The sequence below is a fragment of the Paenibacillus xylanilyticus genome, from assembly GCF_009664365.1.
GTDB classification, from domain to species: Bacteria; Bacillota; Bacilli; order Paenibacillales; family Paenibacillaceae; genus Paenibacillus; species Paenibacillus xylanilyticus_A.
Genome location: NZ_CP044310.1, coordinates 2,578,725 through 2,595,539 on the forward strand (window position 1 = coordinate 2,578,725; position 16,815 = coordinate 2,595,539).

General features: G+C 45.1%; 21 protein-coding genes. 20 read left to right on the top strand and 1 reads right to left on the bottom strand.

Features of this window, described 5'->3' with window-relative positions; translation table 11 throughout:
- Window positions 1-56: 56 nt before the first annotated feature.
- Window positions 57-701 (top strand): winged helix-turn-helix domain-containing protein, encoded by a 645-nt coding sequence (locus F4V51_RS11690; RefSeq protein WP_153978077.1) that lies wholly within the window; start codon window positions 57-59, stop codon window positions 699-701.
- A gap of 130 nt (window positions 702-831) precedes the next feature.
- Here F4V51_RS11690 and F4V51_RS11695 read toward each other — a convergent pair whose 3' ends face one another.
- Window positions 832-1,398, bottom strand: a complete 567-nt coding sequence (locus F4V51_RS11695) for a TraR/DksA C4-type zinc finger protein (protein WP_153978078.1) — start codon at window positions 1,396-1,398, stop codon at window positions 832-834.
- A gap of 253 nt (window positions 1,399-1,651) precedes the next feature.
- Here F4V51_RS11695 and F4V51_RS11700 point away from each other — a divergent pair, with 253 nt between their 5' ends.
- The 19 genes from F4V51_RS11700 (at window position 1,652) to F4V51_RS11790 (ending at window position 16,727) form a co-directional block, all read left to right on the top strand.
- Window positions 1,652-2,029 (top strand): DivIVA domain-containing protein, encoded by a 378-nt coding sequence (locus F4V51_RS11700; RefSeq protein ID WP_095287646.1) that lies wholly within the window; start codon window positions 1,652-1,654, stop codon window positions 2,027-2,029.
- Window positions 2,030-2,070: 41 nt separating this feature from the next.
- Window positions 2,071-2,505: an Rrf2 family transcriptional regulator gene (locus tag F4V51_RS11705; protein WP_110822552.1), complete on the top strand. Its 435-nt coding sequence runs from the start codon at window positions 2,071-2,073 to the stop codon at window positions 2,503-2,505.
- Window positions 2,506-2,538: 33 nt separating this feature from the next.
- Window positions 2,539-3,036, top strand: coding sequence for a metallophosphoesterase family protein (locus tag F4V51_RS11710; protein WP_153978079.1), 498 nt, complete (start codon window positions 2,539-2,541; stop codon window positions 3,034-3,036).
- Between the two features lie 268 nt (window positions 3,037-3,304).
- Window positions 3,305-4,195 (top strand): sugar phosphate isomerase/epimerase family protein, encoded by an 891-nt coding sequence (locus tag F4V51_RS11715; protein ID WP_153978080.1) that lies wholly within the window; start codon window positions 3,305-3,307, stop codon window positions 4,193-4,195.
- The gene (locus F4V51_RS11720; RefSeq protein WP_153978081.1) at window positions 4,192-5,364 is read left to right on the top strand and encodes a Gfo/Idh/MocA family protein; all 1,173 of its coding nucleotides are present in this window, start codon (window positions 4,192-4,194) and stop codon (window positions 5,362-5,364) included. Before F4V51_RS11715 ends, F4V51_RS11720 begins: the two co-directional genes overlap by 4 nt.
- A 67-nt stretch (window positions 5,365-5,431) precedes the next feature.
- On the top strand, window positions 5,432-6,514 hold the full coding sequence (locus F4V51_RS11725) for a Gfo/Idh/MocA family protein (protein ID WP_153980659.1): 1,083 nt from the start codon (window positions 5,432-5,434) through the stop codon (window positions 6,512-6,514).
- Between the two features lie 312 nt (window positions 6,515-6,826).
- A complete protein-coding gene (locus F4V51_RS11730; RefSeq protein WP_153978082.1) occupies window positions 6,827-7,078 on the top strand; it encodes a hypothetical protein in 252 nt (83 codons plus the stop codon).
- A complete protein-coding gene (locus F4V51_RS11735; protein ID WP_153978083.1) occupies window positions 7,075-7,971 on the top strand; it encodes a hypothetical protein in 897 nt (298 codons plus the stop codon). Before F4V51_RS11730 ends, F4V51_RS11735 begins: the two co-directional genes overlap by 4 nt.
- A gap of 50 nt (window positions 7,972-8,021) precedes the next feature.
- Window positions 8,022-8,519 carry a GNAT family N-acetyltransferase gene (locus F4V51_RS11740; protein WP_153978084.1) on the top strand — a complete coding sequence of 166 codons (498 nt, stop codon included), beginning with the start codon at window positions 8,022-8,024 and terminating at the stop codon, window positions 8,517-8,519.
- 171 nt (window positions 8,520-8,690) lie between these two features.
- Complete coding sequence (locus F4V51_RS11745; protein WP_416226535.1) at window positions 8,691-9,254, top strand: GNAT family N-acetyltransferase; 564 nt, start codon at window positions 8,691-8,693, stop codon at window positions 9,252-9,254.
- A gap of 66 nt (window positions 9,255-9,320) precedes the next feature.
- On the top strand, window positions 9,321-10,097 hold the full coding sequence (locus tag F4V51_RS11750; RefSeq protein WP_153978086.1) for a class I SAM-dependent methyltransferase: 777 nt from the start codon (window positions 9,321-9,323) through the stop codon (window positions 10,095-10,097).
- 33 nt (window positions 10,098-10,130) lie between these two features.
- The gene (locus tag F4V51_RS11755) at window positions 10,131-10,556 is read left to right on the top strand and encodes a GNAT family N-acetyltransferase (protein WP_153978087.1); all 426 of its coding nucleotides are present in this window, start codon (window positions 10,131-10,133) and stop codon (window positions 10,554-10,556) included.
- Between the two features lie 278 nt (window positions 10,557-10,834).
- Window positions 10,835-11,329: a P-loop NTPase family protein gene (locus tag F4V51_RS11760; protein ID WP_153978088.1), complete on the top strand. Its 495-nt coding sequence runs from the start codon at window positions 10,835-10,837 to the stop codon at window positions 11,327-11,329.
- 51 nt (window positions 11,330-11,380) lie between these two features.
- Window positions 11,381-11,932, top strand: coding sequence for a GNAT family N-acetyltransferase (locus tag F4V51_RS11765; protein WP_153978089.1), 552 nt, complete (start codon window positions 11,381-11,383; stop codon window positions 11,930-11,932).
- Between the two features lie 393 nt (window positions 11,933-12,325).
- Complete coding sequence (locus F4V51_RS11770) at window positions 12,326-13,246, top strand: phosphate/phosphite/phosphonate ABC transporter substrate-binding protein (RefSeq protein ID WP_236146741.1); 921 nt, start codon at window positions 12,326-12,328, stop codon at window positions 13,244-13,246.
- A 32-nt stretch (window positions 13,247-13,278) separates the two neighbouring features.
- Entirely contained in the window at window positions 13,279-14,046 is a 768-nt protein-coding gene (gene phnC / locus F4V51_RS11775) for a phosphonate ABC transporter ATP-binding protein (protein ID WP_153978090.1), read from the top strand.
- A gap of 1 nt (window position 14,047) precedes the next feature.
- Window positions 14,048-14,839 carry a phosphonate ABC transporter, permease protein PhnE gene (phnE, locus tag F4V51_RS11780; protein WP_153978091.1) on the top strand — a complete coding sequence of 264 codons (792 nt, stop codon included), beginning with the start codon at window positions 14,048-14,050 and terminating at the stop codon, window positions 14,837-14,839.
- The gene (gene phnE, locus F4V51_RS11785; protein WP_153978092.1) at window positions 14,836-15,675 is read left to right on the top strand and encodes a phosphonate ABC transporter, permease protein PhnE; all 840 of its coding nucleotides are present in this window, start codon (window positions 14,836-14,838) and stop codon (window positions 15,673-15,675) included. The genes phnE (F4V51_RS11780) and phnE (F4V51_RS11785) overlap by 4 nt, the downstream gene beginning before the upstream one ends.
- Before the next feature lie 47 nt (window positions 15,676-15,722).
- Window positions 15,723-16,727, top strand: a complete 1,005-nt coding sequence (locus F4V51_RS11790) for a tyrosine-protein phosphatase (protein ID WP_153978093.1) — start codon at window positions 15,723-15,725, stop codon at window positions 16,725-16,727.
- The last annotated feature ends 88 nt before the right edge of the window (window positions 16,728-16,815 follow it).

Here is a 16,815-nt window from a genome sequence, read left to right on the forward strand (position 1 = left end):
ACGGTATAATATGCATATATAAGGACAAACGGTACTCCGGAAATGAGGATACAGGTATGCAGCAGAAAGTACTGTCAACGATCGAAGAGATCAAGATCTACTCCGACCCGTATCGGATCCAGATCCTGAATATGTTTAATAAACAGGGAAGACCTTCTACCGTGAAAGAAATAGCTGATAAACTTGGGGAAGTGCCCGCGAAAGTACATTATCACGTGAAAAAGCTGGAGAAGATTGGTTTGCTTACCATCGTATCCACGCGAGAGATTAATGGCATCATTGCCAAATACTACGAACCTTTTCAGGGAGAAATCCATCTTCGTCATGAAGATGGGGAGCACTCCCCACTGAAGCAGGTTTTTCGTTCTGAGACGCTTAAACTGTTAAATGAAATGTATGAACAGAGCCGCCAGATGTTTATGAAACAGGCGAAGCACGGTGATAACATGTTTGGACAAATCTCGGACATGACGTTATATGCGAGCCGTGAGGAAGTCGAGAAGCTGTACAAGGATATCACGAAAATGTGTGAGCCTTATACGAAGCGGAATGATCAGAAGGAAAATCAGGAGGTTTTTCAGCTGTTTACGACATTGTCGCAACATGTGGATGAACCGACTGAATCTCCGAAAAGTAAAATGCCACCGCATCAGCCGGGAGACCAGGGTTCGGATCCGAAGGACGATGCAAAGGAAAAATGATATAGGGAGACCGAAGCGACAACAAAGAAAAGGCCGCCTGAAGGCGGCTTTTTGATGTGTGATGAGGACCAATGGTCACTGCTCAACCCTACCATATCTACATGGAGAGAGGTCGCAATCATGTTCAGAATTACATGTTCTCATCGTAATCCCGAACTTCACGTTTGGCTGCGGTAGCTGGCGAATTGGATGTACCATAATCCTCAACAGCTTCCCAAGCTTCCGCATGATCGAACTTGCCGGCGTTCCGCTGTCTGACCTCCCCGGCACCACTTGGAGGCATGGTCATCACCTGCTCTTCCACAGGGCGGTCATTGCTGAGCTCCCGGTTCGGTGTATCGTCAATACAGTAGGCCGTGTATGGAATGGCCTGAAGCCTCTCAAACGGAATATCCTGTCCACATGTGACACATGTTCCGTAGGTTCCTTTTTCCATACGCTCCAGGGCATCAATTACTTGGTTAAATTCATCCGTTAATGTATCGTCTACAGCCAGATCACGGCTGCGTTCAAATGTCTCCGTCCCCGCATCAGCCGGGTGATTATCGTATGATGACAGCTCGCCTGTAGAATCTTTGAGTGACGCAGTTGGAGCACCATCTTCCATGTTGGATTCAAAATGACGCTGCAGATTATCACGCTGCTCCAGAAGAGCGCTCTTAAGTTCCTGAAGTTGATCTTTGGTTAATGTACTCATAACGACATGCTCCTTTCCCGCTTTAGGGGTGTGTAGTCTGTCCTTACCCGATTTTGGGGGTGTACAATCATTTTGCATCCTTGAAGAGGCGTTTGATTTTATATCTGGCCGATAATGTGTTATAAAAAATAGAGAGAGAAACTGCCGCGATTTCCCCGCGAAGTCGTATTGCACCGTGTTCCTCGAAGAGACGGTCCCGGCTACTTTTGAACATACGTCGATAGACGTTTTTCTTATAATGGAGGTTGTCAAGATGGATGAACATATGAAACGAAGATTGGATAAACAGAGACAATTGTTTAAACAACTGGGCGTACAGCTCGATGCCTTATCAATTCATGAAAAACAATTCAATTATAAGCTCCGTGGCTATGATCCGGATGAAGTTGATGCATATCTTGACCTGGTCATCAAGGATTACGAACGATTTTATGCCAATATTGCCGATCTGATGGATAAATGGCAGGAGCAGCAGCTTACGATCCGAGATCTTAAGTCGACGGCCAGACCCGTCGATGATCCGACGAAAATCGATCGCAAACAGCTGGATGATATTGTGAAGCAGCTGGAATACAGCGTGAGGCAGCTGAAAATCAAGGCACGCCCGGAACAGAGTTTGTTCCCTGAATAGAATGAAACACCAGGATTATATTACGTTAAAGGTGGTTAATCATGAGTACACATTTTTCGGTCAGTGTGCATTGTTTGTTGTTGTTGTCCTTCAGCGCGCCTGAACGAATCACTTCCGCAATGATTGCAGGAAGCGTCAACACCAACCCTGTTGTTGTCCGGCGTATTTTGGGCGGGCTGAAAAAGGCAGGTTTGGTCGAATCCTCTCCCGGAACGAGAGGGTTTTATCTCGCCAAACCGGCTAGTGAAATTACCTTGGCCATGATCTATCAGGCTGCCAAGGACGAAGGTCCGCTATTTCCGATTCATGGTAACTGCAACCCCAATTGTGATGTTGGACTTCGCATAGACAGTCTGCTGACGAATCTGTATCAGGTGGCAGAGGCAAAAGTCGAACAGTTCTTCGCATCGATTACGCTTGAAGATATGGAACGTTCCTGCTCCCAGATGGAGACTGTGCCTCCGTCTGCAGAGTAGGCTACTGTCTGAACCAGGGAGGTGTGCTTAGATATGAAAATAATCGTGATTTCGGATACACATTTGCCCAAAAGAGCTAAGCAGCTGCCAGAACCACTGCTTCAAGTGCTGCCGGAGGCTGACCTCATATTACATGCAGGCGACTGGTCGGATTGGAGTGTATATAAGCTGTTAAGCGAGTATGCTCCCGTTGCAGGCGTAGCAGGCAATACGGATCCGCCGGAAATTGGCAAGAAGCTGGGCTTTTCCCGCATCGTGGAGGCGGACGGTTTGCGTCTAGGTCTGGTGCATGGACACCAGGGATCGAAAACGACCGAGCAGAATGCCATTCATACATTTGCCGGTCAGCAGGTGGATGCCATCATATTTGGCCACTCGCACATTCCCTTGATGCATACCGTCAACGATGTGCTGATATTTAATCCGGGTTCACCGACGGATCGGCGCCGACAGCCGCAGTATTCATTTGGAATCATGACGACTCGTCTTGGAAAATTGCATGCGGAGCATGTGTTTTTTGATCGAAAATAAGTAACGACTAAATGAATGAAATAACCATGACATCCCCATTCAGAATGAACATCTGAACAGGGATGTTTTTTTTGCGTATGCATATACCCTTGAAGAAGTAAGGAGACATCCACCACAGCCATGTTGCAGTTATCCCTGAATGGGGAATGTTGCCCCACGTTTATCTCTTATTCATCTATTGGAGCAGAACACTATTTGTACATATGCAGGAATGATACAATTCGTTTATCCAATAAATTTGAATACGTTTACATAAGGAGATGACCAGATGAAACTGTCTGTATTTACTGTAGCGACGCCTGACCTGAACGCAGAAGAACTGGCTGCAGCGGCGGAATCTGCAGGTATCGACGGAATCGAGTGGAGGTTCCGCGGAATACCGGAAGACGCACGTACGGAGGAACCCTCTTTTTGGAGGCATAACCGGAGTTCAATTGATCCGGCCAAATGGGAGGAACAGGTCCCTGATTTTCGTGAAGCAACTGCAAAACATGGTCGACGTTCCATTGCGCTGGTACCGTATCTGAGCTGTGGAGATCTTCAAGCGACCGAGCAGGCGTTTCAGGCAGCGGCTGATCTGGGTGCATCCATGATGCGTGTAGGTGTACCGGGATATGATCGTAATACTAGTTATCCCGAGCTGTACAGCCAAGCCGTTAGGTATTTATCCGAAGTGCAGGAGATGGCTCAGCAGTATCATGTCAAAGCCGTGGTAGAGACGCATCACCAGACGATCGCTCCAACTGCTTCACTGGCCTACCGACTGGTGCAGTCGCTGGATGCCCAGCATGTTGGCGTGTTGTATGATCCAGGCAACATGGTACACGAAGGATATGAAAATTATCGAATGGGACTGGAGCTGCTGGGTCCTTACCTTGCCCACGTCCATGTCAAGAATGCAGCGTGGTACAAGGAGGAACAAAACGGAGAGAGTGCGGAGAGTTCTGTATCTGCGAAATGGAGATGTCATTGGTCACCGCTGACTGAAGGTATCGTGGATTGGATGCAAGTGTTCCGTGACCTGAAATCAGTGGGATATGACGGATACTACGGTATTGAAGATTTCAGTGGAGAGTTTAATTCCCAAGCGATGTTGCAGCATTTTGCTGAGGTATTCGGCGAAATCGAGCGTCGTCTGGAAGAGGAGGTACAGGTATGAGTTTGATTCGAGTAGCCGTAATTGGCATTGGAAACATGGGTGCCGCACATGCAAGAACCCTGTTAGTCGGAGATGTGCCTGGTGCGGAGTTGGTAGCCGTATGTGATGTCCGAAAGGAAATGGAGAGCTGGGTGGCCAGTCATTTCCCTGCTTCGGTCAGTTACTGGCAGGATGCGGAGCAGATGATGGCATCCGGCACTATAGATGCGGTCATTATTGCAACACCTCATTATGATCACCCTGAGCAGGCAATCCAGGCTTTTCAGCACGGTCTGCATGTCATGATCGAGAAACCTGCCGGTGTTTACACCAAACAGGTGCGCAAGATGAATGAAGCTGCTGCAGCCAGCGGCAAAGTGTTTTCCATGATGTACAATCAGCGGACCAATCCTCTATATATCAAACTGAGAGATCTTATTGCTTCAGGAGAACTCGGGGAAGTAAGACGCACGAACTGGATCATCACGAATTGGTACCGATCACAGAGTTACTATGACTCCGGCGGTTGGCGGGCAACCTGGGCAGGTGAAGGAGGCGGCGTGCTGATCAATCAGGATCCTCACCAGCTTGATCTGTGGCAGTGGACTGTCGGCATGATGCCTGTGCGAATGCGTGCATTCTGTTCGTTTGGCAAGTACCGGGATATTGAAGTGGAAGATGATGTGACAGCTTATGTGGAGTACGCAAACGGAGCAACAGGCGTATTTGTAACAACTACGGGTGAAGCTCCAGGTACCAACCGATTCGAGGTCAACGGAGACCGCGGTAAAATCGTGATTGAGGATGGTCAGCTGACCTTCTGGCGCCTTCGGGAATCCGAGCCTGAATTTAATAAACGGTTTACCGGAGGTTTTGGACAGCCGGAATGCTGGAAGTGTGAAGTTCCGATTACAGGTACAGAATCCGGCCACCCAGGACTGATTCGAAACTGGATTGACGCCATCCGAACAGGTGCCACGCTCATTGCTCCAGGAGAAGAAGGTATACACGGATTAACCTTGTCTAATGCAATGCTTCTCTCGACCTGGACGGACAATTGGGTTGAGCTGCCCATCGATGAAGAGTTGTTTTATGAACATTTGCAGGAGCGTATTGCCAGTTCGAACACCAAGAAAGACAAAAGTTACAGCAGCAGCCAGCCTGCGGACCTGACGCAAACATTTAAGTAGACAGTTTATATCAAGCGTTGTACTTGAATCTAATGAAAAAGGTGGAGATGACGTGGCTAAAGATGGAATGTTTTATGCACCCAAAAGTGTGAAAAAAGAGGTGGTATGCGGACCAGGTGAGTTCACTATTGCTGCTGTTGCACTCGATCATGGGCATATCTATGGTATGGTTGGAGGTTTATTGGAAGCAGGGGCAACCCTTAAGTGGGTATATGATCCGGATCCTGCCAAAGTGGAGGCATTTCGCAAACAGTTCCAACAAGCACAGGTCGCAGCTTCGGAAGAACAAGTGCTGGCAGATGATCAGGTGCTGTTAGTGACCGGAGCAGCCATTACTTCGGAACGTGCGCCACTAGGCATGAGGGTTTTGGCGTCAGGCAAGGATTATTTTACGGACAAAGCCCCATTCACTACATTGGACCAATTATCTAAGGCAAGGGAAGAAGTTAAACGGACCGGGAAGAAATACATGGTTTATTATAGTGAGCGCCTGCATGTTGAAAGTGCAATCTATGCCGGGCAGCTGATTGAGCAAGGAGCCATTGGTAAGGTTGTGCAGGTGATGGGCACAGGGCCGCATCGATTGAATGCTCCAGGACGGCCAGAGTGGTTTTTCCAACATGATAAATATGGTGGTATCCTCTGTGACATTGGAAGTCATCAGATTGAACAGTTCCTCACGTTCGCCTCATGTACGGATGCGGAAGTGGCGTTCAGCCGGGTGCATAACTTCAATCATCCACAATTCCCTGAACTGGAGGACTTCGGCGAAGCGTCGCTCATTGGAAACAATGGGGCATCGGGTTACTTCCGGGTAGACTGGTTCACACCGGACGGTCTCGGGACATGGGGAGATGGGCGTACTGTAATCTTGGGAACAGACGGGTACATTGAATTGCGGAAATATATCGATGTCGCGAGAGAGCGGGTGGGAGATCAGGTCTATCTGGTTAACCATGAAGGTGAATACCGCTACAGTGTCAAAGGACAGGTCGGCTATCCGTTCTTCGGAGATCTCATCCGGGATTGTCTGGAGCGGACGGAGACGGCTATGACACAGGAACATGCATTCAAGGCAGCAGAGCTTTGCCTGATTGCCCAGCATAAAGCCATGAGTGAAAGAGTTGTCTGGAGTAGCGGCGCGAAGTAAAGGTTATTCAAGTGAATCTATAGTTTATGAGTCATCTTCAATGTTGAGAGGGCAGCCTGCAGCCAGGCTGCTTTTTTTATTAGACCTTCGCAAATGGCATTATATGGGTTATCATGGATGAAGTTAGTGAGTTGTTAAAAATAATAGTAAATATGATTACATAGATAAGAAGGGTGTTTTTTAGAATTGAGAGTCGTAAGTACATCATACACAAGGAGAGATTTTTATGAAATTTATCGTTTCTGCAATTGTAATCGTCCTTAATGAGGATAATGAGATATTGCAGAATTTGCTGAATAGGAGTGCTAACTTATGAATAATACGAATAAGATACTAGGTGCGGCGCTAATGTTGGGAAGTGTAGGTTTGGTAACCGTAGAGCGAATCTCCGTAAGACTTTCTGCAGCAATTGTGGAAGCAGGTTATGCGTCCGGTGGCAATCCAAGAGAGATTGTATCACTGAATGACAATGGATCAGGCTGGCTTGTCTACTTCCTCTTTTTTATCGGATTTGTGCTGCTCGTTTCCGGCTTTCCGGGAAGTTATCGGAGGAGAGAAAAATGAAAATAAAGATAGAACCACCGAATGATGTGATTGATCATTGGTTGGAGATATATGTACCAGTAAGAGAATTTCTGTTTCTTAAAGAAGAGGACTTATCGCTAATAGCTGATTCTCTTAGCCGTACTTTAATTATCCCTAAGGAAGAATTCTTTAACCACGCTTCTTATAAGCAAATTCAACTGGTAAACAGTTTCGAGTATTGGAATTTATCAAATGAAGTTCAATATGTTGTTATAAGTAATTCTGAATGGTTTGCCAATCTATCTAGGAATGTACAAAAGCAAATCAATCATATTCAATTCGAGTTAAACAGAGGCTTAATTTTGCCGCTTACGCCTTTCTGCAGTAATTATTCTTTTCCGGAGGAGTATTTAGTTCAGGGTCAGGAGGAGCAGTATATCGTGCTTCATCGGGAGATATGGCGAACACTCCCTTATGAGATCAAAGAAAATTTACTAATTGAATACGCATCCAAATGGGATGATTGGACATGTGTTGAATTGCCTGAATCGGCACCGCCACATTTAAGAGTGTATGCGAATACTTTTCCTTTACTTTCAGGTGGCAATTGCTTGTCTGCAACATTATTTGCTGTAAATCAACAAGAATGGATCATCCATGAGTGGGTTCATCCCGAAACATTTTTGGAAGGATTAAAGAGAGCTAACTATTCTATTATAAACACTGAAGAATTACATCATGGCGATGTTGTCGTTTGGGTGAACGAAGGTGGAATGGTCCAGCATGCATCCTACCATATTAGCCACAATGTATTCTTTAATAAAAATGGTCAGACATTTTTTAATCCATGGAGAATTATGAACTGGGACGAACTTAGGCAGGAGTGGAAGGCATACAAGTTCGAGATATACCGAAAAGAAGAAACCGTGTAACTCATGAATTTCCGTGTAAGTTACAATTTTAACGGAAGAAAGGTGACCACATGATTACATATCGATTTGTTACGGACGAGGATATCTCTCATATCCAATCTATTGCTCGCGATACGTGGATGTTTACTTATGGGGACATTTACTCCAAAGATTACATTCATAACTTTCTAAATGTTGCTTATTCGACCGAGAACTTAAGTCGTTCTGTAGAGAGAGACCAGCAAAGTTCCAAACGAAAGTTTTTAATAGCGGAATATAACAACGTCATTGCTGGATTTGCCCAAACAACTCAAGTTCAAGAAGAAGAGTATGAATTAATCCGAATCTATATACGGCCAGAGTATCACAAGCTGGGAATTGGAACAGGCTTCATTCAGAGATATATTCAAGCGTTAGCACCGATAAAGCATCTATTTGCCTGGGTTGCGAAAGACAATGATATAGGAAAAGGGTTCTATGAGAAGTGTGGATTTAAAGAAACAGAAGAAAAGGTTGAAGTAATCGGAGGTGATACCAAAAAACAGCTTAAATATGAATTGGAATTATAGATGTGAAAGCTGGATCTTCATGAAATTAATAGCGGTTCAGACAGTGAAGTCATGAGATGGATTAAAAAGAAGGGTGATATATATTGTTCGATTATACGAACACCACTACACAATTAACTGAACATAGGACTAATACATTGAAAAAGAATAGGAGTTAAACCCTCTATGATCATAAGTGAAACCATGGTGTTAAATCATAAGGTTCTAATTAGGGAGATAGAGCACGAAGATATCCCTGAGCTCTACGAGCTGATATATGAAGATGAACAACCGGAGTGGAAAAAGTGGGACGCACCTTATTTTCCGTTGGAGCATGTCAGTTATACTGTATTTCAAGAATATACGAGTAAGGAAATGCTAGAAGACGGTGAGCCCGCTCATAGAATGATCATTCAAATTAATGATGAGATCGTAGGCACAGTGAATTATTATTGGGAGCACAAACCGTCCAATTGGATGGAAGTGGGGATCGTCATATATAAACCAAAGTATTGGAATGGTGGATATGGAACGGCTGTTTTGAAGATGTGGATCGACTATTTGTTCAATAAGCTACCTATAGTCCGAGTAGGATTAACAACATGGTCAGGAAATGAAAGGATGATGAAGGTCGCAGAGAAACTGGGCATGCAGCTGGAAGGAAGACTTCGGAAGTGCCGCTTTTACAATAATACATACTATGATTCGATCCGTATGGGATTATTAAGAGAGGAATGGATGAGCCAACAATTTTGAGTATACTTGCCATTCACTTCAGTCATGCAGATGAATATTAAATTAGAATCGTAGGAGGTTATTGAATTGGAGAATAAAGAGACGTTTAATTCAATTGCAAATGAATATGAAAAATATAGACCTACCTACCCAAATGAAATGTATAACGATATATTTGATTATTCAAATCTGGATAGAGAAGATAAAATTCTGGAGATTGGTTGCGGGACAGGACAAGCCACGGGAGGAATGGTCGAAAGAGATTACAAACAAATTACCTGTATTGAATACGGTGACAGATTGGCCCAGTTCACTGCAGAGAAATTTAAATCCTATGAAACGATCAAGGTGATTAATAGCTCCTTTGAAGAATGGAACGGTGAAGGTGGGCCTTTTAAGTTAGCTATTTCAGGCACAGCATTTCATTTTATCGAACCCAAGTTTGGTTATCGTAAAGTATGGGAACTTCTTGAGAGTTCGGGTTCGATTGCCTTTTTTTGGACCATACATGTGCCCATGTTTGATGAGCTCCATAACGAAATACGATCACACTATAAAGAGCTTGCACCACATTTGGATGATTCAACGTTCCAAACCCCCGAAGAATCCATCGAAAAAAGAAGAGCTATCACGGAGGAGACAGGAATCTTTACCAATGTAGTAGTGCGAGAATATAGTGAAATTCTTACATATTCAAGCGGAGACTACGTTGCATTACTTAACACGAATTCGAAGCATAGACAGCTTCCCGATAAACCAAAAGATATCTTATTAAATAAGATTAAAAATTCAATTGATAGATCAGGCGGAACAATTGATAAAGAACACAGAGTGGCATTATTTTTAGGGAGAAAATTATTGTAGGAAGAGAGAAACATATCCGAAGGAGATGGGACAATGAATTTCGTATATGGAGAATATCTTATTAGTGATAACCAAGAGAAGATCGACCTCCCTACGGTAAAAGGCTTTCTTGCAAGGAGCTACTGGGCGAACAAGCGCTCAGAGGAAATCATTGAGAAATCCATCCATTCTTCCATATGTTATGGAATCTACAAAGCGGAGATTCAAGTGGGATTTGCGAGGGTGGTAACAGACGAGGCTACCATGTTCTGGCTTTGTGATGTGTTTATCCATGAAGATTATCGGGGACAGGGCCTGGGGAAAAAACTCATTGAAGTAATCACACAGTCGGACCGCTTCAAAAATGTAATGGGACTACTCGGAACATTAGATGCACATGAACTATACGAACAGTATCAATTCCATAGAAACCAGGATCGATTCATGGTAAGACTTCCTGATGATTTGAGGGAACGGTAAATAAACTTTATACACAGCATTCTACATAACAAAGGGGAGTATGAGATCATGTCTGAATACTATTGGGACAGGAATTGGGCAGGAACCTGGTGATTCCGATGAGATCTTAGACAACTTAGTTAATAGAGAATTACAGCCTGAGGAAGCACGCGAGCAGTATGAAGCTGAATTAACGTTTTCCAAGAGTTTCAATCAGGAGTCCTGGCTTACGTATGCACCCAGTATGAAAATTTCGTTCGGCACGGTCCTTAGAGCGTAATTCGTAGGAGAGATTTTAAATGAAAAAGATTCTAATCTTGGGTATTGTGGCGAGTGGCAAAACGACATTGGCTAAGGAAATCTCTCAAAAGATAAATATACCGTGGTATGAGCTGGATACTATAGTCCATCATGAGACACCTCTTGGTAGAAATAAACGTACACCGGATGAGCAAATTGCGGTGATTCAGGACATTGATCGTCACGGAGCATGGATATTCGAAGGAACGGATCGGGCATCTTACCGTTGCTTATGGGACATGGCAGATCGGATTATCTTTTTGGATACACCCTTGTGGAAAAGAAAAACGAGAATCTTATTGCGATTTATCAAACAAAATCTCGGAATTGAAAAGAGTCATTACACAGCTGATGTACAGATGTTAAAAATGATGTACAAATGGACAAGGGATTTTGAGCGAAATCGAGTGGAGTTTGAAAAAAGATTGCAACCATACCATCATAAACTGATCATCTTAACGGATAACAAAAAACTGGAGTTAATCCATCCATAGTTGTTGTGAAGAGAATCAAAAGCTAAGCATCAATGGAAAGGAGGGGCCCTCATGCAGTATGATGACATTCAACAAACGCTGACTACGAAGAGGCTGTGCCTGAGATTGTTCGAGGAATCCGATGCTGCCACCGTCACTGAGCTGTGTAACAACTACAATATTTATAAAAGCACACTTACGTTACCCTATCCCTACACATTGGATTGTGCGTTATCCTGGATTCAGCATCACCGACACAATTTCGAGAAAGAGAAACACTATGAATTTGCGATTTGTGATAGGGCAACAGGAACACTATATGGCGCGATAGCCTTATCTTATGATCATCGGTATGATCATGGCGAAATGGCTTATTGGATCGGTGAAGCGTATTGGGGGATGGGTTATGCGACAGAAGCTTCACAAGCGATATTGCACTTTGCCTTTCATGTGAAGAGATTTCATAAAGTATATGGACGACACTTTGCCTCTAATCCGGCGTCTGGAAAAGTTCTTCAAAGGATAGGTATGATTCAGGAAGGTGTCCTCATGGATCATGTGAAGAAGGAGGGTCAATACGAAAGTCTAATCTATTATGGAATTGTAAAAAGAGAAGAGGAATAAACGGAGCTTATGATCCTCAGGGTTGTAAACAGAAGATAGAAATTTCACAGCTTTATTTCGCATCATTAAAATGAATGAGCAGACATTGACGGTACATGGTGCATCCGTTCATTTTCTGCTTCTTTTTTTGGTTTTCGAAAACGTAAATTGATCCCTCCGATATGAGTAAATCAGCACGTCCCCTTCCATTCAAAACCAACAAATATTCTCCCTGAAGATAGTAGTTCAGCCCATAATTTAGTATGTTTATTCAATTTTATGACTACTAATACCCTTGAATGTTTTACAAATTCGGTGATTTACCAAATCATTCTTCTTACATTCAACTTGTATCCTACTTGTGTACCAGAGAATCCGGTATGGAATCAACCACATTTCAGGAGGGTATACATTGTGAAAAATAGTAAACGCAAAAGTTATCAAAGCTTGATCCTCTCGCTAGTATTTATGCTTGTCATCCTGTCGGGATGCGGGGCCTCAGCTAGCTCAAGCTCGAGTGAAGGTGGAATGCCCGAAGTCATTCGGATTGGTATTATGCCAAGCGAAGAGGGCGAGATGAACCGTTCCCAGGAACAGCTAGCAACAGATATTACCGAAGCAACCGGTATCCCTGCTGAAATTTTTGTAGCTGAAGATTATAACATGGTTATCGAAGCCCTGCGCGCAGGCAAAATCGAAATTGGACTGATCGGGCCGTTTGGTTACATCATCGCTACGGAACGGGCCAATGCCAAGCTGCTTGTCCGTTCTGAAAGTGATCAACAATCGAATACGGTTATCCTCGTTCGTAATGACTCTCCATATCAAAGTGTACAGGACCTTAAAGGAAAAGATTTTTTGTTTGCTGATCCGGCATCAACCTCCGGCAATTTGTACCCACGTGCCACATTGATGAAAGAGCTGGGTCTTTCCAATAAGGAGCTGGATTCCTTCTTCGGCAGTGTAGCGTTCTCCGGTGGACATGACAAATCACTGCTTGCACTGGCCAATGGCAATGCGGATGCGATTGGTACGTCAAGTCTCATGGTGCCGATGATGGCTGAATCCGGACTTGTTAAAGAGGAAGATTTCCGCGTGATTGCCGAATCGGATCCGATCGTCGGTGGGGCTCGACTGCTTTACCGTCAAGACTTGCCAGAAGAATTGGTTACACAGCTGCGTGAGCTCATGCTGGACTATGATACGAAAAACCCTAAATTCCTCGAAAGTGTAGGCGCAGCCCGTTTTGTAGAAGGCAGCGACAGTGATTTTAATCCAATCCGGGAAGTCGCCAAAGCACTGGATATGTCCCCAGAGGAACTGCTCAAGAAATAGAATTCAAACGTGAAAGATAAGGAGGAAATAATATGACACTTTTACAGGTGGAAGGGTTGTCCAAGGTATATCCCGACGGAACCAAAGCACTTGATAACTTGAACCTGACGATTAATGCCGGAGAGTTCGTTGTCGTCATTGGACCGAGCGGCGCCGGGAAGAGCACTTTGCTGCGAAGCCTGAACCGAATGATCGAGCCGACTAACGGAAAGATTCAGTTCAAAGGCAGTGAAACCATGGGCATCAAGGGGAAAAAGCTCCGTGAACTTCGACGCCATATGGGTATGATTTTTCAGGGATATAACCTGGTCACTCGCGTATCCGTTCTTCATAACGTACTGCATGGACGTTTAGGCTACATGAATCCGCTCAAAGGCGCACTGGGTCTCTACTCCAAAGCTGATACAGATGCAGCCAAGGTTATGCTCCACCGTGTTGGTTTACATGAACAGATGTACAAGAGGGCAGATGAACTCAGTGGAGGTCAGCAGCAGAGAGTAGGCATTGCACGAGCGCTTTCGCAGAAGCCGGATTTGATATTGGCAGATGAACCGATAGCGAGTCTCGACCCTGCTTCCTCGGAGACGATCATGCATTACTTGTATACGATCTGCAAAGAGGAAGGCATTGCCTGTCTGTGCAATCTGCATCAGGTGGATATCGCGAAGAAATATGCAACCCGTATCATCGGCATTCATAAAGGGTCCAAGGTCTTTGACGGAACACCTGAAGAACTGACGGAAGATATGATCCGGCTCATTTACAACCAGACCAATCCCCAAGTGAAGGAGACAGCCTGACATGAATGCGGCTCAGTTGCAATCTGCCCGAAAAATGAAACGCACCCAGACGATATTGTTTGTTATTGTGCTGCTCGCTCTCATCATCTGGTCTTCCATCGGCGCAGAGTTTTCATTAGGTACTTTATTTGCAGGGATAGGAGAGAGCTTTCGATTTATCTTTTTCGATTTTCTTCCACCTGATCTTTCTACACTTTCCCAGCTCATTGAACCTGCTCTGCAGACTCTGTATATGAGCGTGGTAGCGATGGTCATCGGGTCGGTTGTAGCAGGAATGTTATCCTTTTTAGCCGCAGCCACAACAAGCCCGCACCCTTACCTTCAGGTATTTGTTCGTGCAGCTACATCTCTGTTTCGTAACATTCCGGTCATTATCTGGACGATACTGCTTGTTGCAGCGTTTGGACTGGGTGCTGTAGTCGGTACAATGTCACTGATCCTTATCTCGATCGGTATGCTGACGCGTTCCTTTGCCGAGGTGCTTGAAGAGATTGATATGGGGCAGGTAGAAGCGGTTCGTGCTGCCGGCGGAAGTTATTTTCAAGTGTTGTCCCAAGCCGTATTTCCACAATTCCTTCCCGGGTTTATCGGCTGGAGCTTGTACAACTTCGAAATCAACGTACGCGCATCCACGATTATAGGTATGGTTGGAGGCGGTGGCCTTGGATTTATCCTGCAATCCAAGCTGAAGCTGTTTCAGTATCAGGAAGCCAGCATGGCCGTGCTGCTTGTGCTCGTTATCGTTCTTGTTGTGGAAACGATCACCAATCGCGTAAGGGAGCGAATCATATGAGTATGCAAATGAACGAAGTGAAGCCATCTTTTACGCTGTATACTTCCATGCCAGAGCCACCCAAGCCGAAGAGGAACAAGCTGTTAGTGATCGGTCTGCCGCTTATTGCCGTGCTTTTTGTGTTCAGTCTCGTCCAGCTGCAGTTCGACTATGCCAAGATTGCCCAAGGCTTTACGAAACTCGGCGGTTACATGGGAACCATGTTTCCACCTGATTTCTCGGCCTGGCGCCATGTTCTGCTCGCGGCTGTAGAATCATTGCAGGTTGCCATTCTTGGATCGGTGCTGGGAATTGTCGTAGCGTTCTTTCTCTCCTTTTTGGCTGCAAGCAATTTGACGCCTCATCCGTTCGTTGCCTGGATCATTCGAAGCGCTGCTTCCTTGCTTCGTGCGATTCCCACTATCGTGTGGGCTCTCATCTTTATCGTGTCTGTGGGTCTTGGACCGCTTCCCGGAGTGCTTGCGATCGCTGTGTCTGCGGCAGGTATGCTTGTCAAAGTATTTGCCCAGTCACTGGAGGAGATCGACAAGGGCGTACTCGAAGCGATGCATTCTACCGGTGCCAGCTGGCTGCAGATTGTCATGCAGGGTATTTTACCTACAGTGAAAACAGCCTTTATCGCCTGGTGTGTGCTGCAGCTGGAAGGCGGCATTGCCGAATCCACAATTCTTGGTGCGGTTGGCGCAGGAGGTATTGGATATGAGATGACTCATGCCATGAAATCCTATAACTTTGCAGCAGCATTATTTGTGGGATTGGTCGTATTCGCCATGGTATTCAGCGTGGAGTTTGTGGCAAACCGATATAAAATGAAGCTAAAAACACGTCAGAACTAATTCATTTACATTCATAATTATAAGTATCATTTGGAGGAGGAAGCACAATGTCAACATCTAATTCACTTTTAAAACAAGGCCCCCAGGTTCAGGCTAAGTATAGCGAGAATAACGGGATAGCATTAGCCTGGAATATGGCAGAGTCCATGGAGGTGGAGGCAGTTTACCATTCTGTGAGTCCGGAATTTATTGAATCCAGCAGCACGCTTTTAGATATACAGATTGACCCGGCAGGAGCGGTATTTACGAGAACGGTGGCTCCTGGCCGCAACTATTATCATGTGAAATTCACGAATGGGTCGGTGTCCACCATTAACGACCGCATGATCTACACGGATGGCGTAATTAATTTCCGGGATATGGGTGGTTACCTTACAGAAGATGGTCGTACGACCCGTTGGGGCATGCTGCTGCGATCTGCTGATCTGCATGAGCTTAGTGAGCAGGACCTGCAAACGGCAGCTGCGCTCGGCATTGACTGGATTTGTGATCTGCGCAGCGATTTTGAAGTAGCCAGCCGTCCAAGTCCAGCCATTGGCCATGCGATCAACACGAATATTCCCTTTATGGCGGAAGCAAGTCCGGAGGAAATGCAGAAGATCGGACATGATCTGCATGCAGGCTACAAAGCCATGATTTTAAATACGGAGAAATGCACACTTATTCTAAATGAACTATTACAAGAAGAGCGGGACACTTCCTTATTCCACTGTGCCGCTGGTAAAGACCGAACCGGAGTTGTATGTGCCTTGATTCTTCTCACCCTGGGTGTGCCGCGAGAAGTAGTTATTGAAGACTATGAGCTGACGAATCTCGCGGTGGACGGTCTCATGCAGCGTTTCCTATCCGGAAACAACAAGGATTATCAGAAATATATGGATCAAATGCCTGAACTACAGGGAGCGATTCCGGAAATGATGAAAGCGGCCTTCATCCAGGCTGCACTCGAAGCAATCGATGAAAACTACGGGTCTTTCGAGCAGTATCTTTCAGAGGGACTAGGCATTACCTCAGAGCAAAGGACAGCTCTTCAAAACAAATATCTGGCTTAATAAAATGGAGTCCAGACACTGGAATACAGTGCTCGGACTCCTTCTTGCCTCCGTCTAGGTTGCGTAACTTCTCCTAAGACTGGTAATA